The sequence below is a fragment of the Sutterella faecalis genome (assembly GCF_006337085.1).
GTDB lineage: Bacteria > Pseudomonadota > Gammaproteobacteria > Burkholderiales > Burkholderiaceae_F > Sutterella > Sutterella faecalis.
Genome location: NZ_CP040882.1, coordinates 1,455,882 through 1,480,297, shown reverse-complemented (window position 1 = coordinate 1,480,297; position 24,416 = coordinate 1,455,882). Strand labels below are relative to the sequence as shown.

Genomic DNA, 24,416 nt, shown 5'->3' with positions numbered 1-24,416 from the left:
AGGCGACACCGCTCCTTTCCCTCAGAGCTTTTAATCGCCTGCCGCAGAGCGTGGAACTAGGATGTACATCCCACGGTGCCTATGAATTCCCAACCAACGTAGTTCTCCTTGCGGTTTTACTCGTTCGGATCACTTGGACTAGTCAATCAAGTCTTGCTTTCACAAGCCTTCGGCTTCAGCCGAGGGTAGATTGACCTTCGACCATTCGCAAATGGCTGGAGAGCCATACGACATCAACGGGACCGAAAGCCCAGATTCTAGTGGAGGATCAGAAATAACCGGGTATTTTCTGCAGAAGGCAGCTTCAAAGCGTTGTTTACGTGCAGAATCCGCTTTTTTGAAGAAAGCAGGTCACAGAGGCTCTTCCAACGCGGATGAAAAGTGCACCACTGTCCTGGGGCCCGATCTGCCGCCTGGGGTTCTCGATCAAAAAGATCCCCAATCCAAGGCGCTTCTGCTCGGCTCGACGTGACTGGAGGAAATTGTTTCAGCTTCCCGAAAACACGAAGGGCCGCCTCACCAGACGGCAAGGCGGCCCGCTCACGCGTTTTTTTAGGCGCGCTACTCGCGGAGCTTGTACCAGACGATCAGAGCAACGACGAGAACGAGGATGGCAAAGGTCGAATCTCCGAAGGAAATCGACACATCACCCGTTTGTTAACGGGCAGCAAAAATGAGACTGCTAACCCACAGCGATAATGAGACTTTTTCTGCCCCTCTGGGTGACACCAGCAATCGGCAAGAGTTTCACAACAGCGCTGATCTTTTCAAGGAGGCGAAAAGCTACACAGCGGCTTTTCTGGTAACGCGCGAGCTCGCGGATTGGTTTGCGGGCATTGTGCTGGCCGAGCGCTCCACTTCGGCACCTGGCGGCGGTACCGGCATTTAGCCTACGGGCACTGAGGCAAGCTCTGTCAAGCGAACGTGGAATAAACGAGCGCGGCCTTCAGACGCGCGAAGCTTTATGCCGCGAAAGTCGCTTGACAGAAATCCCTGAGATATCATTTAGTTAAGGCGGATGCATCCAAGCGCAGCGCGCGGTGCATTCGCCTTAACGACCCACCATCTCAACGGTGCTTCAACCGTTGAGTTATCTCTTGGGCTTCAACTTTTCCTTGGCTGCTGCAATACGAGCATTGATTGCTTTCGCTTCTTCGATCTTTCGGTTCAGTTCCTCCCGTTTCGCCATCGCTTTCAGAGCCGATCTCCTTTGCATTTCGTGCCAGGGGCTCTTTTGCGTCGTTTCTGAGTCTCCTTTCTTTTGACGCCCCACTTCATCAACGCGGTGATTCAGTGTCTTGGCCGTTTCTTCCGGTGTTGCGACTGACATTTTCAATTTCGTTCTGTCGTGTTCCGTGAATTCGAGCACGTGGTAGCGTTTTCGGATTCTCGGCCCCTCTTTGGTGATCCGCTTGCGATGTTCAACCTCGTCGCACCAGAGGATTTCCACCCGCCCATCGGCATACTCCAGCAGATTGCACTCAGTCTTCATCATTGCTCCCCTCATGGAGCGGCCCACCCCGACAATCTGCAGTGTCTTGCTGCCGTAGGACACCGTCAGGTTCCTGCTGATCATACGTGTATGCCATCTGGCAAAGATCTGCTCAATGCGTTCTTTCGTTTCCTCCAGCAGCGGCGCGTGGCTATCCTTAGAGTCAGCGGGAGCAATTGCGAATTCTTGGTTATAGCTCGCCAGCAATTCCGGCATTCGTGAATTTGCTTCCGCCATATTTCTGATGCCCAGCACACGGAACTCTTTTGGCCATCGTCCCTGCAGCGTGCTGAATGTTCGCTCGACCCGCCCTTTGGCTTCTGGCGAATTAGCCCGTATCCCCGTTACCCCCAACTCCCGACAGACTCTTTGAAATTGTGTTTCCTCGGATTTTCCGCTCTTCGAGGGATTTACTGGGGCAAAGATGGAATGTCTGTCGCTGTACAGAGCCCATGGAATCCCATATTTTTCAATGTACTTATTCAGCAACTGAAGATATCCTTCAGATGTTTCTGTTGGATAGAAGCCGGCGACCATGATGCGGCTTGTTGCGTCATCGACAAAGATGAGAAGCGCGTAGCTGTTATCGTCTCCGGTTCCCTCGAACCATGGATGCGGACTGCCGTCAATTTGAATCAGTTCCCCAACGCTCGATCTGCGGCGGCGCAGCTTATGCGCGGTCGACCTGCGCTCCTTTGGAGTTTCTTCCGGACGAAGTGTTGTCAGGATTCGTCGTACCGTTTCAACGGAGACCTCAATACCCTCAATGAGCAAATACTTATGCAGGAGGGTTGCCTGGAAGCCCTCATATTTGCCTGTTGCAAACTCGATGATCCTCGCTCTGATCTGCGGATCGAGCTTATTGGCCGGAACACGATTCCCTTGACCGGTATGTGAGGGCAGCCGACCTGTCTCTCGCCAGTTCTTGAGATGCCGCATAAACGTGCTGCGAGGCATCTGCATCAATGTCTTGGCATCCTCAACGCTATAGAGATGCCTTTCGTAGCCTTCAAAAATTTCCTGAGGTGTCAGCCGAGGGATTTCGGACTCAACAACAGAAGGGCCCCGAGACTTTCTTGCTTGTTTCGACATAGCAGTCTCCTTGGTAATTAAGCCGAAGGGATTTCGACTTAATATCCAAGGAATACATTATGTTAAGAGGAAATACCATTGTCGATATTCAGCATATTCAGTAGTCTCATGCAGAGGTATCCTGTCTTATTGCTGTGGTATCTCATCTCATTTCGTCATGGCATCGGGTCCCATTCATTTGTATGCAGTTCTGCCGCTGGGGCAAGTAGTCTCAGTGCAGAGGTAAAGCTGACCAAGAGTGGTATGCCGTCTCATTCAGAGCGGTTTGCAGTCTCAATCCCTGTGGTAATCCATCTCTCTTTACGGAGGTATCGGGTCTCAGTGGTAATGGGTCTCGTGGTAGCGGAGGTATCCAGGCCAACAGGATGTTGGTATATCGTCCCGGTCAGATACGGTATATGGTCTCAAATCCTTGGCGTATCACGTCTCAAAGTCGTTGGCTAAACAGTCTCGTTTACGCTGACCGTTAACAATCGACACATCACCCGTCCAGGTGAAGTTGATCGGCGGTACAATCTCTGACGAGAGGAATGAATGGGGCTGAACCATAGTTAACCTCTCAAGAAGTCGACTAGGCCCGGTGCGCCAACACCGGGCTTTGTCATATCCGCTGTCGGAGAAATCGTCTTTCGTTGGCTTCTCACGGTCGCGGGCCTGCTTGAGCCTTTCGTCTCTGATCCCGGAACCTTGCGGCCCGACATTCTTTTTGATTCGTCGGTACCCTTGGGTCTAGGATCCGGCGGGCAGCCGCCGCTAGGACGCTTCATCTCGCCGGCTGGCATTCAGCCCGGGACTTCTGGCTCCGAAACGATTCCGTAAGCAAATGCGATCGAAAAGATTGCGTGTGCCTCTTTCCTGCTCCTCCTTTCTTAGAATAGGAATACTCGGAGGAGAATTCATCCGGCCGCAGAAGCCGCGATATCTCCTCAAAAGACTGCAAGAGAAGAACAAAGAGTAGAAAACACACGAGGAGAAAGCCAACATGGAAACGACGGAGAATCGTCCTGTCGCTGATCCCGAACTTGCGAAGAGCCTTGTGGAGCCGCTCTACAACGGCCGTACGCTCTCAACGGGTGAACCTGTTCTCGCGCACGCCGAGGGCGTCGCCAAAATCCTTGTCGGCATCCGCAACGACCCGGAGCTTCTGGCTGCGGCCTATCTCTACAGCGTCCCGAAGTTCGTAGCCAACTCCGAAGACTGGATTACGAAGAGCTTCGGAAGCACCGTTGCCGGGCTTGTTGCTGAGCTCAGCAAAATGAACGACCTCTCGAAGCGCGCCCGCTCGGAAAGCAAGGAAGCGAGCGCCGCCGTGCAGCCTGAGGCCCTTCGCCGCATGTTCCTCGCAATGTGCCAGGACCTGCGCGTGGTGCTCCTGAAGCTCGCGAGCCGCCTCCAGACGCTTCGGTGGTTTGCAACGTCGGGAGCCGAGGGTGCGAAGGAGTTCGGCGCTGAAACGCTCGCCATTTATGCGCCGCTTGCCAATCGTCTCGGCATCTGGCAGATCAAGTGGGAGCTCGAGGACCTGTCGCTTCGCTTCACGCGCCCCGAGGAATACCGCGAGATCGCGAATGAACTCGACGAATCCCGCGAGGAACGCCTCGAATTCATGCAGCACGCGGTCGAAAAGGTGAGGGCGCTTCTCAAGGCTCACGGCATTGAAGCCGATATCTCCGGGCGCCCGAAGCACATCTATTCGATCTGGAAGAAGATGCAGAGAAAGCACCTGCGCTTCGACCAGCTCTTTGACGTGAGGGCGCTCCGCATCATCGTGGGCACGGTCGAGCAGTGCTATGAAGTGCTCTCCATCGTGCAGGAAAACTTCACGATTCTCTCGAAGGAATACGACGACTACATCGCGAACCCGAAGCCGAACGGCTACCAGTCGCTTCATACGGTCGTGACCGATAAGGCGGGCCGCCCCATCGAAATCCAGATCCGCACGCGCGCGATGCATGAGTTTGCTGAACTCGGCGTTGCGGCGCACTGGCGCTACAAGGAAGCTGGGAATTCGAACGGCGCGTCGATCGCCGAGGAGCAGCGCGTTGCCTGGCTTCGCCAGCTTCTCGCCTGGCGTTCGGACATGGGGTCGGATCCCCACAAGGATGCGCATGCGGTGGAGGACGACCACGTCTACTGCCTCACGCCCCAGGGACGCGTGGTGGAACTGCCGGCAGGGGCTACCCCCGTCGACTTCGCCTACCTCGTTCATACGCAGCTCGGTCACCGCTGCCGCGGCGCGCGCGTGGACGGCGCTATGGTGCCGCTCAATACGAAGCTGAAGACCGGTCAGACGGTGGAGATCATTGCCGGGAAGACCGGGCAGCCCTCGCGCGACTGGCTCAATCCTGAGCTCGGCTACGCGGCAAGCCCCCGCACCCGCAACAAGGTCCGTCAGTGGTTCAACGCCCAGCAGCTCGCGCAGCTTCTTCAGGAAGGGCGCGAAAGGCTCGACAAGGAACTCGCGCGTCTCGGGAAAACCGCGGTGAAGCTCGACGACCTTGCGAAGCGTTTGGGCTTTGATTCCGTCGACGACCTCTGCATTGCATTTGCCCGCGAGGAAATTACGCTCACTGCGCTCGCGCAGGCCGTGCAGCCCCCGAAGGAAGAGGCGCCCAAGGAACCCGAACTGGTCGTACGGCAGGAGTCTGCACCTTCCAAGAAGGGGAAGGTCCTCGTCGTCGGCATGGATTCGCTTCTTACGCAGCTCGCCCGCTGCTGCCACCCGGTGCCGCCCGACGAAATCGTGGGCTACGTCACCCGCGGAAGAGGCGTGACGATTCACCGCGCCGACTGCCCGAACCTCAGAAACATGGTCGAGCAGGACCATGACCGCCTGATTGAGGTGAGCTGGGGCGGCGGCATCGCGGAATCGATCTACCCCGCGGACCTTCTCATCGTCGCTCAGGACCGTCCCGGCCTCATGAAGGACGTCTCCGAAGTCTTCCAGCGCGAGAAGGTGCACATCACGGGCATCAACTCGCAGTTCGTGAAGGGCGATCAGCACATGCGCTTCGCGGTTGAAGTGAAGGGCGGCGACGCCATGAAGATGGTTCTCGCGAGCCTGAGGCAGGTGCCTGGAGTGCTATCGGCCCGACGTGTTTAAGGTTCTGCCTTTACCTGGCAGCTGATGCCCGGTGCACAGCGCTCTAGAAACACAGCCCATCGCTCCCACGGTGGGCTGCGTCATTTGAAACACACCGCGAAGAAAAAAATGGATATCTTTTAAATCCATAAAAAACAAAGATAAATAATGATCCATAGCCCGTGATAATCAAAAATCAGAAAAAATTTCCGCGCCCTCTTGCTTTTTAGCAAAAGCTATATATAATTCACACCTCACGTTGCTCGTGAAGCTCTATCAGGCACGTAGCTCAGTTGGTTAGAGCATCACCTTGACATGGTGGGGGTCGTTGGTTCGAATCCAATCGTGCCTACCAGATAAGCTTCAGAGAAACGCAAAAGCCGGATACAGGGAACCGGCGGTAGAGAACATGAAAGCTTGCTTAGAGCGGACGCGTTCAATACAATCAACTCCTTGACAGGCACGTAGCTCAGTTGGTTAGAGCATCACCTTGACATGGTGGGGGTCGTTGGTTCGAATCCAATCGTGCCTACCAGAATATTTTTTGGGATTGCTGACGATGCCGTTCAATCAGATGGCTTTGCGAACAACAGCGCTCCGTCATTAAGATCGGGCGTGGGCGCATTGTTGTCAGCAGACTCAAAACAAAAGAAAGTGCGGCTCAGGTCCGCACTTTTTTTATGCCCGCAATTTTTGTGAGGATTCAAAAAAATGGTAGTAGTCACTCTTCCAGACGGTTCCAAGCGCGAATATGCCGATGCCGTGACGGTCGGCGAAATCGCCGCCTCGATCGGTGCGGGTCTCGCCAAGGCTGCGCTTGCCGGCAAGGTTGACGGCAAGCTCGTGGACCTCTCGCACAAGGTCACCGCGGATGCCGCCGTGTCGATCATCACGGGCCGCGATCCGGAAGGCCTTGAGATCATTCGTCATTCGACCGCGCACCTGATGGCTCAGGCCGTCAAGGAACTCTTCCCGGAAGCGCAGGTGACGATCGGGCCGGCGATTGAAAACGGCTTCTACTACGACTTCTCCTACTCGCGTCCCTTCACGCCCGAAGATCTTCAGAAGATCGAGGAGCGCATGGACGAGCTCGTGAAGAAGAACATCCCCATCGTTCGCGAGGAAATGCCGCGAAACGAAGCGGTCGACTTCTTCAAGGCTCTCGGCGAACACTACAAGGCCGAGATCATCAGCTCGATTCCCGAAGGCGAAACGATTTCGCTCTACCGCCAGGGCGACTTCGTCGACCTCTGCCGCGGTCCTCACGTCCCGTCGACGGGCGTCCTCAAGGTGCATCGCCTCATGAAGGTTGCCGGCGCCTACTGGCGCGGCGACAGCAAGAACGAAATGCTGCAGCGCATCTACGGCACGGCCTGGGCGACCAAGGACGAGCAGAAGGCCTACCTCAAGATGCTCGAAGAAGCTGAAAAGCGCGATCACCGCCGTCTCGGCCGCGAACTCGACCTCTTCCACCTTCAGGACGAAGCCCCCGGCATGATCTTCTGGCATGCCCGCGGCTGGGCGCTCTGGCAGGTGATCGAGCAGTACATGCGCCGCGTCTACCAGGACAACGGCTACGACGAAGTGAAGGCGCCGCAGCTCCTCGACCGTTCCCTCTGGGAACGCTCCGGCCACTGGGCGAAGTACCGCGAGAACATGTTCACGACCGAGTCGGAGAACCGCTACTACGCGCTGAAGCCGATGAACTGCCCGGGCCACATTCAGCTCTTCAATTCGAAGCTTCGCAGCTACCGCGATCTGCCGCTTCGCTTCGGCGAATTCGGTCAGTGCCACCGCAATGAGCCCTCGGGCGCTCTGCACGGCCTCATGCGCGTTCGCGGCTTCACGCAGGACGACGGCCACATCTTCTGCACCGAGGATCAGATCCTCGCCGAATGCGAGCACTTTACCGGTCTCGTTCAGAAGGTCTATGCCGACTTCGGCTTCAAGGAAATCGCCTACAAGGTGGCGACCCGCCCGGCCATGCGCATCGGCGAAGACGCCGTGTGGGATAAGGCCGAGCATGCTCTGATGTCGAGCCTGGATGCGCTCGGGATCAAGTATGAGATCCTCGAAGGCGAAGGCGCCTTCTATGGTCCCAAGATTGAATATCACCTCAAGGACTGCCTCGGCCGCTCCTGGCAGTGCGGTACGGTCCAGGTCGACTTCCAGATGCCGGGCCGCCTCGGCGCTGAATACGTCGCCGAAGACAACACCCGCAAGGTTCCGGTGATGCTGCACCGCGCCATTCTCGGTTCCCTCGAACGCTGGATCGGCATGCTGATCGAAGAGTTTGCCGGCGCCTTCCCGGTGTGGCTTGCTCCGGTTCAGTGCGCTGTCGCTCCGATCACGGACGGTCAGGCTGAATACGCCAAGAGCGTTGCTGAGAAGCTCCACAATGCGCGCATTCGTGTGATCAGTGATTTGCGCGGTGAAAAGATTAACTATAAAATTCGCGAACTTAGCCTGCAAAAGATTCCGTATATTCTCGTCGTCGGCGAGAAGGAAGCGCAGGCTGGAACGGTTTCCGTGCGCATGCGCGGCGGCAAGGATCTCGGCGTGATGAAGGTGGAGGATTTCCTCAACCGCATCCTCGCAGAGAACGAAAGCCGCGGCAGCGGTGAATAACCGCCTGCCCAATGCATCAGCACTTTATTTTTCGGGAGAAGAGCCATAGCTCAAGATAGAAAGCATCGGATCAATGGTGAGATCCGAGTTCCTGAGGTCCGACTGACCGGCGTCGATGGCGCCCAGATCGGTATTGTCCGCACGTCCGAAGCCCTTCGCATGGCAGAGGACGCGGACGTTGATCTCGTCGAGGTTGCGCCCAATGCGGTGCCGCCTGTCTGCCGCCTGATGGATTACGGCAAGTTCCGTTATCAGGAGCAGAAGAAGGCCCAGGAAGCGAAGGCGAAGCAGAAGGTCGTGCAGATCAAGGAAGTGAAGTTCCGCCCGGCAACGGATGAGAACGACTTCCAGACGAAGCTGCGCAGCCTTGTGCGTTTTCTCTCCGACGGCGACAAGGCGAAGGTTACGCTGCGCTTCCGCGGCCGTGAAATGGCGCACCAGCAGTTTGGCGCCCAGCTCATGGACCGCGTGCGCGACGAACTCGCCGATGTTGCTCAGGTCGAACACGCGCCTAAGCTCGAAGGCCGTCAGATGATCATGGTTCTCGCCCCGAAAAAGAAGCGCTGATTTTTCACCGTTTCGATTCAAAGTCGAGTAGAATCGCTGACTTTCGCCGGTGCGGTTTCATCGCCGCGCCGGCATAACAAGTAAGTCCGGGCTCAATGAAGGGTCTCTTCGGCATTGAAGGGAACGCCTGGGACTTATCTAAAAATAGAGGAACGGCAAATGCCGAAGATGAAGACCAAGCGCGCCGCTGCGAAGCGGTTCAAGCCGCGTGCCAGCGGCTCGATCAAGCGCGCCCACGCCACGAAGCGCCACATCCTTTCCCACCGCACGACGAAGAACAAGCGTCAGCTGCGCGGCATGGTCACGGTGCACGAGTCGGATATCAAGTCCGTCAAGCGCATGCTGCCCTACGCCTAATTAAAGAAAGGAGATAAAGATGCCTCGTGTGAAGCGTGGTGTGACGGCCCGTGCTCGTCATAAGAAGATTTTCACCCTCTCGAAGGGTTACCGTCTGCGCCGCAACAACGTTTTCCGTGTTGCCAAGCAGGCTGTTATGCGCGCCGGCCAGTACGCCTATCGCGACCGCCGCAACAAGAAGCGCGTTTTCCGTCGTCTGTGGATTGCCCGCATCAATGCCGGCACCCGCGCCAACGGCATGACCTACTCTGTGTTCATGAACGGCCTCAAGAAGGCCGGCATCGGCCTTGACCGCAAGGTCCTCGCCGACATGGCTGTGAGCGACAAGGAAGGCTTCGCCGCCCTCGTTGCCTCCGTCAAGAACGCCTGATAGAGGTCAGAGTCGCTGACTCGAGGGGATTTCCCTTCGAAGTACGATTCGTGAAGGAGATCCGGTTTCTCAGTGAACCGGGTCTCTTTTTCTTTTGGGTTTCCGGAAACTTTCCTGCTTCGGATTCCCTTTGCGGGCGGGAAAAATTGAAGCGCCGTAAACATCGGCTTTTCGTTCCTGAAAAGAAGCTTCCCTGCCATCATTTTTCAGCATTCTCATTGGATTGCAGGTAGAATTCACCCTTTCAGCGTGAAGCGTCCAGGGGTCCCCTGAAGGGCATCCGGCGCTTCGCGAGAATTCGGCTGCCCGCCTGAACGTCCGGTGAGAGACTTTGGCGAAGGGATTTCATCCCTTGCCGTCCGCCGGACTGTGCCTGGAGCCGAACGTCAGGACGCACCCCGTCTTTTCCCCTGGTTGAAATTCAGAGAGAGAAGAGGCTCGATGCGCCCCTCAGATTTCAACGTTTTGGAATACAAAATGCAGGATCTTTCCGAACTCATCGAGTCCGCGAAGCGCGAATTCGCCGAGGCGGGGCAGGCTGCCGCGCTTGAGGACGCCAAGGCGCGCTACCTCGGCAAGACCGGCCGGCTCACCATGCTCATGAAGGAGCTGGGGAAGCTCGCTCCCGAAGAACGCCGCGCGCGCGGTCAGGAAATCAACCGCGCCAAAGCCCAGGTTGAAGAGGCGCTCAACGCCCGCCGCGAGGCTCTGGCCGACGAAGCTCTGAAGCAGAAGCTCGCTGCCGAATCGATCGACGTGACGCTCCCCGGGCGCGGTCGCTCAGAGGGCGGCATTCATCCGGTGATCCGCACCTGGATGCGCGTTGAGGAAATCTTCCGCTCGATCGGATTTGATGTTGCCGATGGTCCGGAAATCGAAAGCGACTGGTTCAGCTTTACGGCGCTCAACAATCCCCCCAACCATCCGGCGCGCTCGATGCAGGATACGTTCTACGTCGACAGAAACGACGACGAGGGCCGGCCGCTCCCGCTTCGTCCCCATACGTCGCCCATGCAGGTGCGCTATGCCCGCACGCATCAGCCGCCCATCAAGGTGATCGCCCCGGGCCGCACCTACCGCGTCGACAGCGATGCAACCCATTCGCCCATGTTCCACCAGGTCGAAGGCCTCTGGATCGACGAGAACATCAGCTTCACGGACCTGAAGGGCGTCTACAGCGACTTCCTTCGCTGCTTCTTTGAGACGAACGACCTGATCGTCCGCTTCCGTCCGTCCTACTTCCCCTTCACCGAACCCTCGGTCGAAGTCGACATGATGTTCACGAGCGGTCCGCGCAAGGGCCGCTGGCTTGAGATTTCGGGCGCCGGAGAAGTGCATCCGAACGTGGTGCGCAACTACGGACTTGATCCCGAAAAGTACATCGGCTTTGCGTTCGGCTCCGGCCTTGAGCGCCTCACCATGCTGCGCTACGGCATCGACGATCTGCGCCTCTTCTTTGAGGGCGATCTGCGCTTCTTGAAGCAGTTCAACTGATAACGGCGGAGAGAGAAGAGAAAAATGATTTTCACTGAAGAATGGCTGCGCCAGTACGTCAATCCGGCGCTTTCGACCGATGAGCTCGCCGAAGCCCTTACGATGGCGGGCCTTGAGGTTGAGGAAGTCACGACCGCTGCTCCCGCCTTTTCGGGCGTCGTCGTCGCCGAGGTCCTCACCTGCCGCGACCACGAGAATTCGGATCACCTCCATGTCTGCGAAGTGAATGCCGGCACGGGCGAGACCCTCCAGATCGTCTGCGGCGCGCCCAATGTGCGTGCCGGGATCAAGGTCGCCTGCGCCACGATCGGCGCGGTGCTCCCCGGGGATTTCCGCATCAAGAAGAGCAAACTGCGCGGCGTGGTGTCGATGGGCATGCTCTGCTCAACGCGCGAACTCGGCATCAACGAGAACCACGACGGCATCTGGATCCTTCCGGACGACGCGCCGATCGGCACCGACATCCGCGAATATGCGCGTCTTGACGACGCGAAGATTGAGCTGAAGCTCACGCCCAACCGCGGCGATGCGCTCTCCGTCGTGGGCGTTGCCCGCGACGTGCACGCCATTACGGGCGCGCCCCTCATTCTCCCCTCGATGGCTCCGGTTCCCGCCACGTGCGAGTGCAGGCTCCCTGTCGAGATTCAGGCGCCCGACCTCTGCGGCCGCTTCTCGAGCCGCGTGATCCGGAACCTCAACCCGAAGGCGAAGACCCCGGAATGGATGAAGTCTCGCCTTGAGCGCGCCGGTCAGCGTTCGGTGTCTGCTTTGGTCGACATCTCGAACTACGTGATGCTCGAGCTCGGCCGCCCGACGCACTTCTACGACATCAAGAAGCTGAATGCCGACCGCCTTACCGTGCGCTGGGCGCGCGAGGGCGAATCCGTCAAGCTTCTGAACGGCGAAACGGTTGAGCTCACCCCCTGGTACGGCGTCATCTGCGCGGGCGACGAGCCCGAGTGCCTGGCGGGCATCATGGGCGGCGACCGGTCGTCCATCAACGACGAAACGACGGATCTCTTCATCGAATCCGCCTTCTGGTTCCCGAAGGCGATTCAGGGCCGCTGCAGGAAGCTCAACTTCTCGACCGATGCCGCCTACCGCTATGAGCGCGGCGTCGACTATGCGAGCACGGCCGAGCACCTCGAATACATCACGCAGCTCGTTCTCGACATCTGCGGCACGCCCGAAACCAAGGTGGGCCCGGTCGAGGATGTGGTTGCGAACCTCCCCGAGCGCGCGCCCGTCAAGATGCGCGTCGACCGCTGCTGCAAGGTGGTGGGCGTCGACATTCCGCTCGAATCGATGGAGGAGAGCTTCAAGCGCCTCGGGTTCGAGTACACGCTCGAAAATGGCGTCTTCACGGTGGTGCCGCCGTCCTTCCGCTTCGACATCGAAATCGAAGAGGATCTGATTGAGGAAGTTGCCCGCCTCTGGGGCTATGAAAAGCTTCCGGACCGTCCGCCCCTCGCCCGCATCGCGATGAAGCCCTCGCGCGAGGAGCGCCGCTCCGCGCATGCGCTGCGCCTTGAAATGGCGGACCTCGGGTACCAGGAACTCATCAACTTCTCCTTCGTTCCCGAAGAATGGGAAGTCGCGTTCGCCGCGAACGAGAAGCCGATCCGTCTCCTCAATCCGATCGCCTCTCAGCTTTCCGTCATGCGTACGCAGCTGATCGGCGGCCTCGTCGACATCCTCCGCTACAACCTCAATCGCCGCGCTGAGCGCGTCCGCGTCTTTGAACTCGGCCGCGTCTTCTTCCCCGATGCCTCGGTTGAGGAAGGCCCCTGGACGGTGAAGGGCGTGCGTCAGCCGCAGCACATCGCCGGCCTCGCCTACGGTACGGCCGATGATGCGCAGTGGGGCGTTGCCGCCCGCCGCGTCGACTTCTTCGACGTGAAGGGCGACGTTGAGCGCCTCATCCGTCCGCTCAAGGCCCGCTTCGTGAAGGAATCCTTCCCGGCGCTCCATCCGGGGCGTTCTGCCGGCATCTACGTGGGCGATAAGCGCATCGGCTTCATCGGCGAACTCCATCCGCGCGTCATGCAGCAGTTTGATCTCACGCATGCGCCGGTGGTCTTCGAAGTCGCCGTCGACCCGCTCATGGAACTGCCGCTTCCGGACTACAAGCCCGTGAGCAAGTTCCAGCCCGTCACGCGCGACCTCGCTGTGGTGGTTCCTGCCGACATGGAGGTTCAGGTGCTCTTCGACGCGGTTGCTGCCGCGAAGAAGAAGGATCTGCGTCTCGCGCCCCTCACGGACTTCCGCCTCTTCGACCTCTATCGTCCGAAGGAAGGCGAGGGCGCGGGCGAAAAGTCGCTCGCCTTTGCGATTGAACTTAATTCCCGCACCGATGAGGCTTTGAACGACGAGCAGACGGAAGGCGCCGTGCGCGCTATTCTCGAAGTGCTCGAGGAAAAGGGCGCTCGCCTGCGTCAGTAATTCCGCTGCCGGTCCGTTTGTGGAGAGCGGACCGGCATCAGCCCTAAGCAATTTCCATCGACAGAAAAGAAGACATATGAAAGATCAGGAAGAAAAACAGGACGATCAGGACATTCGCACGCTCAATAAGGCGAGCATTGCCGAAGCGCTGATCGCACAGATTCCGGACCTTGATCGTCCGCATGCGAAGCTCATCGTCGAAACCTTCTTCGAACTCATCGCCGAGCACCTTGAAAAGGGCGACACGGTGAAGATTCCGGGTCTCGGCAATTTCTCCGTGCGCGACAAGGTTGCCCGTCCGGGCCGCAATCTCAAGACCGGCGAAACGGTGACCATCACTGAGCGCCGCGTCGTCACCTTCCATCCCTCGGGAACGCTCAACGCCCGCGTGACGACCAACCTGATTCCGCCGCAGGAACAGCCGCGCACCCGCCGCACGCGCGCCGTCCTCAAGGACAAGGAATAAGCGGACTCAACCTGAATTTGCTTTTTTCGAAATCTTCAGGTAATATTCCGCTTCTGTTCGGGGCGTAGCGCAGCCTGGTAGCGCACTTGCATGGGGTGCAAGGGGTCGCGAGTTCGAATCCCGCCGCCCCGACCAGAACAAATGAGGTCATCGAAAGATGGCCTTTTTTGTTGTCTGCACGAAATAAAATTCCATATATATCAATGTGATTTATTTTACTTTAATCACTCTGGAATGATTTTTGCCATCTGCCGGAAACTTCAGTGCAAGTGATCCCGATGCTAATGATGAATTCCGGTGCGCTTCGTTCGTCTTCAAAGCAGCAAAGAGGGGCATTCAAATCTCCTCCATGACACTTTGATGACGCACATTCGCTGGCCGTCATGAAACCTTAACGAAAACGTCACTGCCCGTTCAATTCACTTTTACATACTGCTTCTCGTGCTTCAGGGAGACCGAGAGTTCTCCGGCACACCGAATTTCAGATTCATTGTTTTTGTAAGAGAAGTGAAATGACGAACAAGATGGCTGCCGTTTTCGGCGCTCTGGCTGGTTTTGCCGTGATGGGCAATGTCTACGCTGCCGATACCGTGACGGTTAACGGCTCCACGACGGTTCTGCCGGCGATGCAGCTCGTGGCGGAAGGCTTCATGAAGGCCAATCCCGGCGTCACCGTGACGATCTCGGGCACGGGTTCCGGCAACGGCATCAAGGCCCTTCGCGACGGCATGACGGACGTTGCGATGTCTTCGCGCGATCTGAAGGCCAAGGAAGCGCAGGACTTCGAGTCGCACTCGAAGAAGGTGACGCGCTACACGGTTGCGCACGACGCCATCATCCCGGTCGTGAATCCGAAAAACGGCGTCAAGGGTCTCACGATGGCTCAGTTGAAGGACATCTTCGCCGGCAAGGTGAAGTCCTGGGATGAAGTGGGCGGCGCCAAGGCTCCGATCGTTGTGGTCGGCCGCGACTCCTCTTCGGGTACGTTCGAGTGCTTCCAGGAACTCGTGATGGGGAAGACCCGCGTTTCTCCGCGCGCTCTGATTCAGGCTTCGAACGGCGGCGTCGTGCAGGCGGTTTCTCAGAACCCCAATGCGATCGGCTACATTGGCGTCGGCTACATGGATAAGGAAACCCATGCGCTCGAAGTCAACAACGTCAAGCCCGGCATGCAGTCCGCCAAGGACAAGACCTGGCCGATCGCCCGCGATCTCTACCTCTTCACTGCGGGCGACGTGAAGGCGAGCGCCGCGAACCTCATCAAGTTCATGCTCTCGGCTGAGGGCCAGAAGGATGTTCAGAAGGCGGGCTTTGTTCCCGTTGATCTGAAGTAATCGATTCCAGAACAAACTGGAGCAGTCGGAATGGCCGCAATGCCCGCAAAACTCAGGGCGGATCAGACCTTCCGGCGGTGCCTCGCGATGGCGGCCGGCGTAAGCGTGCTTGCGCTCGCCGCCATTGTTTTGTTTCTTCTCAGCCAGGCGCTGCCGATCTTCTCTCAGGTCTCGCTCAAGGACTTTCTTTTTTCAACCGAGTGGTATCCGACCGATGATCCGCCGGTCTTCGGGATCGGCGCCCTGATCGTGGGGTCGCTCGCCTGCGCGGCGCTCACCACCGTGATCGCCGTTCCGACCGGGGTGCTCACGGCCTGCGCCATCCACGCCGGCATGCCCGACGGCATGAAGCGGGTCGTGAAGCCCATGATCGAACTCATGGCGGCACTTCCGTCCGTCGTGATCGGCTTCATCGGCATGATCATTCTGGCGCCCTGGCTTCAGAACACCTTCGGTCTTGCCACGGGCCTCAATCTCACGAACGCGTCGATCATGCTCGCCTTCATGTGCGTGCCGACGATCGCGTCGATCTCAGAGGATGCGCTTCGGAACGTTCCGGGCGGCATCCGCGAAGCGAGCCTCGCGCTCGGCGCCACGCGCTGGGAAACGCTTGTCAAAGTGGAGCTTCGCTGGGCGATGGGCGGCATTGCAACGGCCGTCATGCTCGGCATCTCGCGCGTCATCGGCGAAACGATGGTGGTGCTGATGGTGGCGGGCGGCGCCGCGATTATTCCGGAATCGATCTTCGATCCCGTGCGCCCCATGACCTCGTCGATTGCCGCGGAAATGGCTGAGGCCGCCGTGGGCGACGCCCACTATCACGCGCTCTATGCGACGGGCCTCGTGCTCTTTCTCATCACGTTCGTCTTCAATCTCTGCGCCTGGTATGCGGCGCGCCGCTTCGGGCTGGAGAAAAACAAATGAAATCGGCAGTGCTTCGCCGCTTTGCTGAAGCCTCTGGCTTCACGGTCATGCGCCTTGCGGTCGTGATTGACATTGCGGCGCTCTTAGGCATCATCGGCCTCATCATCGTCAACGCCTGGCCCGCGCTCTCGTGGGAGTTCCTCACCGAACCTCCGCGCGACCTCATGACGAAGGGCGGGATTCTGCCCTGCATTCTCGGCACCTTCTGCCTCGCGGTGGGGGCGCTCGTGATTGCGCTCCCGCTCGGCGTGGCGAGCGCGGTCTACCTCCATGAATATAGCCGCCCCTCGGCCTGGGTCACGATGACGAGGCTTTCGATCGCGAACCTTGCGGGCGTGCCCTCCATCGTCTTCGGCCTCTTCGGCCTCACCTTCTTCGTCGTTTTCTGCGGCTTCGGCGTGAGCCTCCTCTCCGGCATTCTCACGCTCGCGGTGTTGTCGCTTCCCATCATCATCAATACGACGGAAGCGGCCCTCTCGCAGGTGCCTCAGGACTGGCGTGAGGCGAGTCTTGCGTTGGGGGCCTCGAGAAGAGAGACGACCCTCAAGGTGGTGCTTCCCAATGCGCTCCCCGGCATCCTCACGGGCGCCATTCTGGGGCTTGCGCGCGCCGCAGGCGAAACCGCCGCGATCATGTACACCGGCAGCGTCTTCTTCACGCCGAAGGACGGTGTTTCGCCCTTCGAGCCCGTCATGGCTCTTCCGTACCACATCTACGTGCTCGCGACTTCGGGCACCAACATTGAAGCGACGCGCCCCATTCAGTACGGCACTGCGCTTGTTCTGCTTGTACTCGTGCTTCTCATGAGTTCCGCGGCGATCTGGATCCGCGAACGCTGCCGCCGCTGATGGTGAAAGCAGTTTTCAAAGCAAGAGTCAAGAGACAACCCCAACATAAGAGAAACACGAAATGACCATGATTCATCCCGATCATCTCAACGAGCCGGCAGAAAAGGAAATGCCGCCCGCGAAGATCGACATTCAGAATCTCAACGTGTACTACGGGAATTTCCACGCGCTCAAGAACGTGTCGATGAAGATTCCCGAAGGGTGCGTCACCGCCTTCATCGGCCCTTCGGGCTGCGGGAAGTCGACGCTCCTGAGGTCACTGAACCGCATGCAGGATCTTTATCCGGAGCAGCGCGCCGAAGGCTCGATCAGGCTTTCGGGCATGGAGGTGCTCGATCCGTCAATTGACGTGACGGCGCTCCGGTCGCGCGTCGGCATGGTCTTTCAGCGTCCGACGCCCTTTCCGATGTCGATTTTCGACAACATCGCCTACGGCGTGAGGCTGCGGGAAAAGCTGTCGAAGGCTGAATTGACGGAGCGCGTTGAATGGGCGCTAAAAAAAGCCGCGCTCTGGGACGACGTGAAGGCGAAGCTGAATGAACCCGGCACCTCCCTTTCGGGCGGCCAGCAGCAGCGTCTCTGCATTGCCCGCGGGATTGCCGTGAAGCCCGAGGTGCTGCTTCTTGACGAACCCTGCTCGGCCCTCGACCCGATTTCAACCGCGAGGATTGAAGATCTCATCAATGAATTGAAGAAGGACTACACGGTCGTGATCGTCACGCACAGCATGCAGCAGGCGGCGCGCGTCTCGGACTACACGGCCTTCATGTATTTGGGCGAATTGATTGAGTTCGGCAGCACCCAGAAGATCTTCATGCGCCCCGAAAAGAAGGCAACTGAGGACTACATCACCGGCAGATTCGGTTAAAAGCGGAAGGGGAAAAAGGAAATGGCGATGACCGAAAAAGAACATATCGTGAAGGCTTTCGACGCGGAGCTGAAGAGCCTTCTCTCCAACATGCTCGACATGGCGGGGGCTGTCCGAGGGCAGCTTTCGGCGCTTTCCACTGCGCTCGCGGGCTTGAATCGCGAGGAAGCCGAGAAGGTGGTCGAGCGCGATGCCTTGATCAATCTCTGGGAAAAGGAGCTCGACGCCTTTATGGAGACGCTCATCTCCAAGCGCCAGCCTCAGGCGGTGGATCTGAGGATGCTCCTAGGCTGCTGGAGAATGACGAACGACTTTGAGCGCATGGGGGATGAGGTGCGGAATGCCGCCAAGGGCATCTGCCGCCTTGCAAACCCGGCCGTCGGGCAGGCCGGAGAGGCGCTCACGGAACTCGTTTCCGTGCTCGAGCGCTTGAAGGGCATGGCCGACAAAATGAATGCGGCTTTGGTCGGCATGGACGCGAAGGCGGCACGCCATCTCGTCGAAGAGCGCGACCTGGTGTCCGGACAGGTTCATGACGCCTTGACGGCAACCGTCTCCCGCATGAAGATTAATGCCGTTACGCTCGATGACGGACTTGAATTCATCCGCATCAACCGCGCGCTCGAACGCGTTGCCGCGCACATGCAGAATGTCGGCGAGGCGATTATCTTTATTGTTGAGGGGCTCGACATCCGCCACGAAAAGATCGCGCATGAGGAATTTTCTGATGACGACGATGAGGCGGACTGAAGCGCATCCTGACCTCATCTTTTTTCCGATTCATTTCACGATTCCATGACCGCACCGCTCCTCCTGATCGTTGAGGATGAAGCCGCCATTCGCGAGCTTGTTGCTTTTGTCTGCGAGGCCGAAAGCTTTCGCACCGCGCGCGCGGGAAGCGTTGCCGAGGCAAAGGAAGCGTTCCGCAGGGAACGCCCCGACCTTGTGCTCCTTGACCGGATGCTTCCCGACCGCTCCGGGCTCGATTGGTTGAAGGACCTCCGGTCCTCTTCCGACACGGCCGGGCTCCCCGTGATTCTTCTCACTGCCCGCGGCGACGAGGCCGACCGGGTGGCGGGTCTTGACGCCGGGGCGGACGACTATGTCGTGAAGCCCTTCCTTCCGAGGGAGCTCACCGCCCGCGTGAGGGCGGTGCTTCGCCGGAAGGGCGGGTCGGGCGCGCCTGTGAACGCTGCTCCGGCCGAAGAGCATGAGCACGTCATCACCTGCGGACCGCTTCTGATGAACGAAACGCGCTTTGAGGCCACGGCGGACGGGGTGCCTTTGAAGCTCTCAGCAAAGGAATTCAAGCTTCTCTCCCTCTTTGCGTCTAAGCCGGGCCGGGTCTTTTCGCGCCAGAACCTGCTCGATGCCGTCTGGCCGAGCGCGTTCGTCGACGAGCGCACGGTGGACGTACACATGCTGCGCCTGAGAAAGGCGCTCGCGGGCACGGCCGCCGAGGATCTCATCGAAACGGTGCGGGGCGTCGGCTACCGCTGCCGGGACGTTTGATGCTGTAATCGCGGGAGGCATATCCATGACGGGACGCGACGACGCAGGGGACGTCTTTCCCACCTTGGCCGACGGACTTTCAGCTCAGGCTGCAGCGAATACGGAAAAAAAGGAAAAAAGAGGCGAGCATCTGAGGCGGCGCGGGATCGTGCTCGCCGCTGCCTTTCTTCTTATTTCGATTCTTGCCGTCTTTCTCAACGTGCGCTTCGCGTCGAACGCCGTGACGATTGTCTGGGCAGGATCGGTCATTCTGATCTTTCTTCTGGCGGCAGGCCTCTGGCAGTCTCTATTGAAGGAAGACGAAAAGAAAGACAAGCGCATCCGCGACCGCGATCAGCGTTATCGCCAGACCCTCGCGCTTCTCCCGGAAGGCGTCACGATTCTCGGCGAAAACTGGCGGCTCGAGTGGGTGAATAAAAGCGCGATGGAGCATTTCGGTCTGGAGGCGGCGTCCCTCGGCGCGAGCTTCTTTGAGGCGGTGAAGGATGAAGACTTCCGCCGGTGGCTTCTTGAAAGAAACTATTCCCGCCACTATGCGTTTCTGGACCGGGCCGGAAGGGAGCTTGAAGTGGCCGTGGTCGCGCCCGACCTTCGCCACATGATGATCGTCACGCATGACGTGACGGAACGCCGGCGCGTCGACGACATGCGGCGCGACTTTGTCGCAAACGTGAGCCACGAACTGAGAACGCCCCTCACGGTAATCAGCGGGTTCCTCAATATGGAGGTCGATGCCGGGAAGCTCCCGCCCGAAATGCTTGAGCACCACCGGCAGCTCATGCTCGAGCAGGCGACCCGCATGCGCTCGCTTCTCGACGACCTCCTCCTTTTGTCGAGCCTCGAAAACAAGGACGAGTCGGATGATGCCGACGCCGAGGTGATCGCCATGCCGAAGCTCATCGAGGACGTGGTGCGGGAGGGGAAGGCCCTCTCCCTCGGGCGCCACCACATCACGCTGGAGGCCGAAGACATCTCGTTGATCGGCGACGCGGATGAAATCCGGAGCGCCGCCATGAATCTCGTTTCAAACGCCGTCCGCTATACGCCGGAGGGCGGCTCGATTGCGGTCGCGTGGAAGCGCGCCGGCATGGGGGCGGCTTTGTCGGTGAAGGACACCGGGATCGGCATTGAGGCAAAGCACATTCCGCGCCTGACGGAACGCTTCTACCGGGTCGACAAGGGGCGCTCGCGCGACACCGGGGGCACGGGGCTCGGGCTCGCCATCGTGAAGCATGTGCTGAGACGCAACGGCGGCGAACTTCTCATTGAATCGACGCCGGGAAAAGGCTCGACCTTCACCATGATGTTCCCCGAATCCAGAATCTTCTCGGAAGACTTCTGAAACGGCTCTCAAACTGTAAGCAAATTCGAGCGAACGGGAGGCATGCCCCGGGAACGCGCCTCAGGCGGGATAAAATCCGTAAATCCCAAAGGACTTCAGAACGGATTAATTCTTTCCCATGCACATTCTCGTATCGAACGACGACGGCTATCGGGCGCCCGGCATTGCGGCGCTCGCGAAAGCCATGCGCCGCTTCGGGCGCGTCACGATCGTCGCCCCCGACCACAACCACTCCGGGGCCTCGAACTCCCTGACGCTCAACCGCCCGCTCACGGTCGAGCACATGCCGGGCGACGACCTCTACGTGGTTTCGGGAACGCCTTCCGACTGCGTGCATGTTGCCCTCACGGGGCTCCTCGATGAAAAGCCCGACCTCGTGGTTTCAGGCATCAACTGCGGCGCCAATATGGGCGACGATACGATGTACTCGGGCACCGTGGCGGCTGCGATCGAAGGCTATCTCTTCGGCATTCCGTCGATCGCCTTTTCGCAGATCGACAAAGGCTGGGCGGAACTCGAATCCGCAGCCGAGGTCGCAGGCGTCGTCGTCGAGAAGTTCCTTCCGCAGATCCGGGAGAAGCGCGAAGCCGTGCTCCTCAACGTCAATATGCCCAACATGCCCCGCGAGGCGCTCCAGGGCATCCGGGCGACGCGGCTCGGCCGCCGGTCGTCCGCCGAATCGGTGATCCGCGAGATGAGCCCGCGGGGCTTTCCGATCTATTGGCTGGGCGCCGCAGGAAAGCCTGCCGACGCCGCGGAGGGAACGGACTTCTGGGCGACTTCGCACGGCTTTGTGTCCGTGACGCCCCTGCAGACCGATCTCACGAACCACCGGCAGGTGGGTGAAGCCGCCCGCTGGTTCGATTCGGATTCGCTTGCGGGCAATCGGTGATTGCCTGCAGGCGGCTTAAATTTCCCGGACTTTTTTCCAGAAGAAGATTTTTTCGATGATGCGCGTTTTATCTCGTTCACGTACCGGTTTCATCCTCGGCGCCGCGGCGCTCGTGCTCGCGGGCTGCTCCTCGCTTCCGCCCGGCGAGGTGCCGATCGTCAACAGAAATGTGGCTTCCGGAGAAAGCACGGCGCTTGACTCCCCGATCACCCTCGGGGGCATCTCCGACTCGGGCGCGACGCACACGGTGGCCCCGGGCGATACGATCTACAACATCTCCCAGCGCTACGGCGTCAACGCCTCCGACCTCATGCAGATGAACGCCATCACGGATCCGACGACGCTGCGCCTGGGGCAGGTGCTGCATCTTCCGCGCGCGACGAAGGCTCCCGTGACGACGGCAAGCTCCGCGGTGAAGATTCATCGCCTGGAAGCGCAGGCTCCCATTGAAACCGCAACCGTCATTGCTCCGGCGGAAACCTCCTCGAGCGAACCGGTGATCAAGGCGGCGGAGGAAAAGCCCGCGGTTCATGAAGCCAAGGCGCCCGAAAAGAAGGAAGCGCCTGCCGTCATTCCCGGCACGCGCTTTCTCTGGCCCGCACGCGGTCCGATTCTTTCCGACTACGCCAAAAACGGCAAGGGCCTTGATATCGGCGGGACGGAAGGTTCCGTCGTCGTGGCGGCGGGCGCCGGTCAGATCCTCTTCGTGGGCGGCGGCGTCAAGGGTTACGGGAATCTCGTGATCGTGAAGCATACGCCGACCCTTGTGACCGCCTACGGTCACAATTCCAAGGTGGTCGTGAAGCCGGGCGACCAGGTGAAGGCCGGGCAGAAGATTGCCGAAATGGGAAGCACCGACGCCGACCGCGTGATGCTGCGCTTTGAGGTCCGCGACAAGGGCCAGCCCGTTGATCCGATGAAATACCTCCCGCCGGCACGCCAATAAGCCGCGCTTTGCGCTACATTTCCGCCGCGATCCCGTTGAGGGGCGAAGGCGCCCTGTCATTGAGAGCTTTTCAGCTCTCTGATCGGGCGCTTTTCTGGCTATTCCTCAAAACTGGTAGGAAGACCTACCGCTGTGATAGTCCAGCCTGAGCTGCAGCAGGGATGAAATTGCTCATTCCTGCCAAGGCTACGTTCATAGACAAGTAAAAAGACCCACTCCGGGGTGCTTCCTCAGCTCCGGACAACTGGAATCGGCAGAAGCAGACAAGCCATTGAGGGGGCACGAAACGGTCTGCCGATGAAAACGCTGGTTATGGACATAGGCGAGGGGAACATTTCGATTTGACACGGCGCGCTCCCTAAAGGAGCTCGTCTGATATCCGTAAGGAACTCAACAATATGATCAACGTCTTTGTACTCGACAAGGACCACAAGCCGCTGATGCCGTGCCGTCCGGCGCGGGCAAGGCGGCTTCTCAAAGGAGGACGCGCACGGGTGCATAAGCTGCATCCGTTTACGATCCGCATTGTGGACCGAACGCTTGCCGAATCGGCAGTGCAGCCGGTCCTCATCAAGCTTGATCCCGGCTCTAGGGAGACGGGAATTGCCGTTGTGCGCGAGGATGTGAAGAAGATGCACTATGCGCTCTTTTTCATCAACCTCAGACATCGCGGCGCATCCATCCGTGACGCGCTCACGGCGAGGCGGCAGCTTCGCCGCGGACGCCGCAGCCGAAACCTCCGCTATCGAGCTCCACGGTTTCTCAACCGCAGGAGAGCTGAAGGGTGGCTGCCGCCCTCTCTGAGACACCGCGTCGATACAACGAAATCCTGGGTCGATCGTCTTCGCCGGCTTGTTCCGGCGATCGGCCTGGCTCAGGAGCTTGTGAAGTTTGATACGCAGAAGCTGGAGAACCCGGAGATCTCCGGAACGGAGTATCAGCAGGGCGAGCTTGCGGGCTATGAGCTCAAGGAATACCTCCTTGAAAAGTTCGGCCGCAGATGCGTTTACTGCGGGAAGAGCGGCGTGCCGCTCAACGTGGAGCACATCGTGCCGAAGGCAAGGGGCGGCAGCAATCGCATCTCCAACCTTGCAATTGCCTGCGTTGAATGCAACCAGAAGAAAGGAGCAAAGCCGATAGAGGATTTCCTCAAAGGCAAACCCGATCTTCTAAAGCGCATCCGAAGTCAGCTCAAAACGCCGCTCAGGGATGCTTCAGCCGTCAATGCGACGCGCTGGGCGCTCTTCAACTCGCTGAAGGCAACCGGTCTTCCGGTTTCAGTCGGCTCCGGAGCGCTCACCAAGTTCAATCGGCACCTCTACGGCGTGCCAAAGGAGCATTGGCTTGACGCACTCTGCGTCGGCGAGACGCGAAGGGCGGTCTTTGACGAACGCATGCAGGTCCTTGAGGTCTACTGCGCCGGCAGAGGCCAGTACAAGCGCACGAGAACCGACAGGTACGGGTTCCCGGTTGCCTACTTCATGAGAACAAAGCGTCCTTATGGCGTGGGTACGGGAGACATTGTGCGAATGTCCGTACGCAGCGGTAAACATCCCGGCGTATGGACGGGAAGAGCTTTTGCAACCAACGACGGGAGCGTCGTAATGCTGCAACCAGATTTTCGCGTAAGAGGTCGTGCCAAAAATTGCACGATTCTTGCAAGAAACGATGGCTATGGGTATTCACTAACCAATAGTTGATTACTGAATCCCACCACTTTTGAGGATTAGCCGCTTTTCTTTTCCCTATTCCCCGATTTT

General features: G+C 58.9%; 20 protein-coding genes and 3 tRNA genes. 22 read left to right on the top strand and 1 reads right to left on the bottom strand.

What is annotated here, in order from left to right; all coding sequences use genetic code 11:
• The first annotated feature begins 673 nt into the window (after nucleotides 1-673).
• Nucleotides 674-889 (top strand): hypothetical protein, encoded by a 216-nt coding sequence (locus FG381_RS05980; RefSeq protein WP_139687002.1) that lies wholly within the window; start codon nucleotides 674-676, stop codon nucleotides 887-889.
• A gap of 201 nt (nucleotides 890-1,090) precedes the next feature.
• Here FG381_RS05980 and FG381_RS05975 read toward each other — a convergent pair whose 3' ends face one another.
• A complete protein-coding gene (locus tag FG381_RS05975; protein ID WP_139687003.1) occupies nucleotides 1,091-2,584 on the bottom strand; it encodes an ISNCY family transposase in 1,494 nt (497 codons plus the stop codon).
• 982 nt (nucleotides 2,585-3,566) lie between these two features.
• Between FG381_RS05975 and FG381_RS05970 the strand changes: the two genes are divergently transcribed.
• From FG381_RS05970 to iscB, 21 genes are all read left to right on the top strand, one after another.
• Nucleotides 3,567-5,687, top strand: coding sequence for a RelA/SpoT family protein (locus tag FG381_RS05970; RefSeq protein WP_139687975.1), 2,121 nt, complete (start codon nucleotides 3,567-3,569; stop codon nucleotides 5,685-5,687).
• Between the two features lie 257 nt (nucleotides 5,688-5,944).
• Nucleotides 5,945-6,021: transfer RNA gene (locus tag FG381_RS05965), tRNA-Val, on the top strand.
• 103 nt (nucleotides 6,022-6,124) lie between these two features.
• Nucleotides 6,125-6,201 (top strand) — tRNA-Val (locus tag FG381_RS05960).
• 176 nt (nucleotides 6,202-6,377) lie between these two features.
• The gene (gene thrS / locus FG381_RS05955) at nucleotides 6,378-8,294 is read left to right on the top strand and encodes a threonine--tRNA ligase (RefSeq protein ID WP_139687974.1); all 1,917 of its coding nucleotides are present in this window, start codon (nucleotides 6,378-6,380) and stop codon (nucleotides 8,292-8,294) included.
• A 15-nt stretch (nucleotides 8,295-8,309) separates the two neighbouring features.
• Nucleotides 8,310-8,861: a translation initiation factor IF-3 gene (gene infC, locus FG381_RS05950; RefSeq protein WP_374042067.1), complete on the top strand. Its 552-nt coding sequence runs from the start codon at nucleotides 8,310-8,312 to the stop codon at nucleotides 8,859-8,861.
• Nucleotides 8,862-9,020: 159 nt separating this feature from the next.
• The gene (gene rpmI, locus FG381_RS05945) at nucleotides 9,021-9,218 is read left to right on the top strand and encodes a 50S ribosomal protein L35 (RefSeq protein WP_139687972.1); all 198 of its coding nucleotides are present in this window, start codon (nucleotides 9,021-9,023) and stop codon (nucleotides 9,216-9,218) included.
• A gap of 19 nt (nucleotides 9,219-9,237) precedes the next feature.
• Complete coding sequence (rplT, locus tag FG381_RS05940) at nucleotides 9,238-9,588, top strand: 50S ribosomal protein L20 (protein WP_139687971.1); 351 nt, start codon at nucleotides 9,238-9,240, stop codon at nucleotides 9,586-9,588.
• A 477-nt stretch (nucleotides 9,589-10,065) separates the two neighbouring features.
• Nucleotides 10,066-11,082 carry a phenylalanine--tRNA ligase subunit alpha gene (gene pheS, locus FG381_RS05935; RefSeq protein WP_139687970.1) on the top strand — a complete coding sequence of 339 codons (1,017 nt, stop codon included), beginning with the start codon at nucleotides 10,066-10,068 and terminating at the stop codon, nucleotides 11,080-11,082.
• 24 nt (nucleotides 11,083-11,106) lie between these two features.
• The gene (pheT, locus tag FG381_RS05930) at nucleotides 11,107-13,524 is read left to right on the top strand and encodes a phenylalanine--tRNA ligase subunit beta (RefSeq protein ID WP_139687969.1); all 2,418 of its coding nucleotides are present in this window, start codon (nucleotides 11,107-11,109) and stop codon (nucleotides 13,522-13,524) included.
• A 76-nt stretch (nucleotides 13,525-13,600) separates the two neighbouring features.
• On the top strand, nucleotides 13,601-13,990 hold the full coding sequence (locus FG381_RS05925; RefSeq protein ID WP_139687968.1) for an integration host factor subunit alpha: 390 nt from the start codon (nucleotides 13,601-13,603) through the stop codon (nucleotides 13,988-13,990).
• Nucleotides 13,991-14,048: 58 nt separating this feature from the next.
• Nucleotides 14,049-14,125 (top strand) — tRNA-Pro (locus FG381_RS05920).
• Between the two features lie 377 nt (nucleotides 14,126-14,502).
• Nucleotides 14,503-15,324, top strand: a complete 822-nt coding sequence (locus tag FG381_RS05915; protein WP_139687967.1) for a phosphate ABC transporter substrate-binding protein — start codon at nucleotides 14,503-14,505, stop codon at nucleotides 15,322-15,324.
• A 30-nt stretch (nucleotides 15,325-15,354) separates the two neighbouring features.
• Nucleotides 15,355-16,248, top strand: a complete 894-nt coding sequence (gene pstC / locus FG381_RS05910) for a phosphate ABC transporter permease subunit PstC (RefSeq protein ID WP_226960328.1) — start codon at nucleotides 15,355-15,357, stop codon at nucleotides 16,246-16,248.
• Nucleotides 16,245-17,096, top strand: coding sequence for a phosphate ABC transporter permease PstA (pstA, locus tag FG381_RS05905; RefSeq protein WP_139687966.1), 852 nt, complete (start codon nucleotides 16,245-16,247; stop codon nucleotides 17,094-17,096). The genes pstC and pstA overlap by 4 nt, the downstream gene beginning before the upstream one ends.
• Before the next feature lie 61 nt (nucleotides 17,097-17,157).
• On the top strand, nucleotides 17,158-17,964 hold the full coding sequence (pstB, locus tag FG381_RS05900; protein WP_139687965.1) for a phosphate ABC transporter ATP-binding protein PstB: 807 nt from the start codon (nucleotides 17,158-17,160) through the stop codon (nucleotides 17,962-17,964).
• A 27-nt stretch (nucleotides 17,965-17,991) separates the two neighbouring features.
• A complete protein-coding gene (gene phoU, locus FG381_RS05895) occupies nucleotides 17,992-18,714 on the top strand; it encodes a phosphate signaling complex protein PhoU (protein WP_139687964.1) in 723 nt (240 codons plus the stop codon).
• A gap of 45 nt (nucleotides 18,715-18,759) precedes the next feature.
• Nucleotides 18,760-19,476, top strand: coding sequence for a response regulator (locus FG381_RS05890; protein WP_139687963.1), 717 nt, complete (start codon nucleotides 18,760-18,762; stop codon nucleotides 19,474-19,476).
• A gap of 25 nt (nucleotides 19,477-19,501) precedes the next feature.
• Nucleotides 19,502-20,818, top strand: coding sequence for a phosphate regulon sensor histidine kinase PhoR (gene phoR / locus FG381_RS05885; protein ID WP_139687962.1), 1,317 nt, complete (start codon nucleotides 19,502-19,504; stop codon nucleotides 20,816-20,818).
• Nucleotides 20,819-20,936: 118 nt separating this feature from the next.
• On the top strand, nucleotides 20,937-21,710 hold the full coding sequence (gene surE, locus FG381_RS05880) for a 5'/3'-nucleotidase SurE (RefSeq protein WP_139687961.1): 774 nt from the start codon (nucleotides 20,937-20,939) through the stop codon (nucleotides 21,708-21,710).
• A gap of 55 nt (nucleotides 21,711-21,765) precedes the next feature.
• A complete protein-coding gene (locus tag FG381_RS05875) occupies nucleotides 21,766-22,656 on the top strand; it encodes a peptidoglycan DD-metalloendopeptidase family protein (RefSeq protein ID WP_226960327.1) in 891 nt (296 codons plus the stop codon).
• A 398-nt stretch (nucleotides 22,657-23,054) separates the two neighbouring features.
• Entirely contained in the window at nucleotides 23,055-24,356 is a 1,302-nt protein-coding gene (gene iscB, locus FG381_RS05870; protein WP_139687960.1) for an RNA-guided endonuclease IscB, read from the top strand.
• Nucleotides 24,357-24,416: the final 60 nt, after the last annotated feature.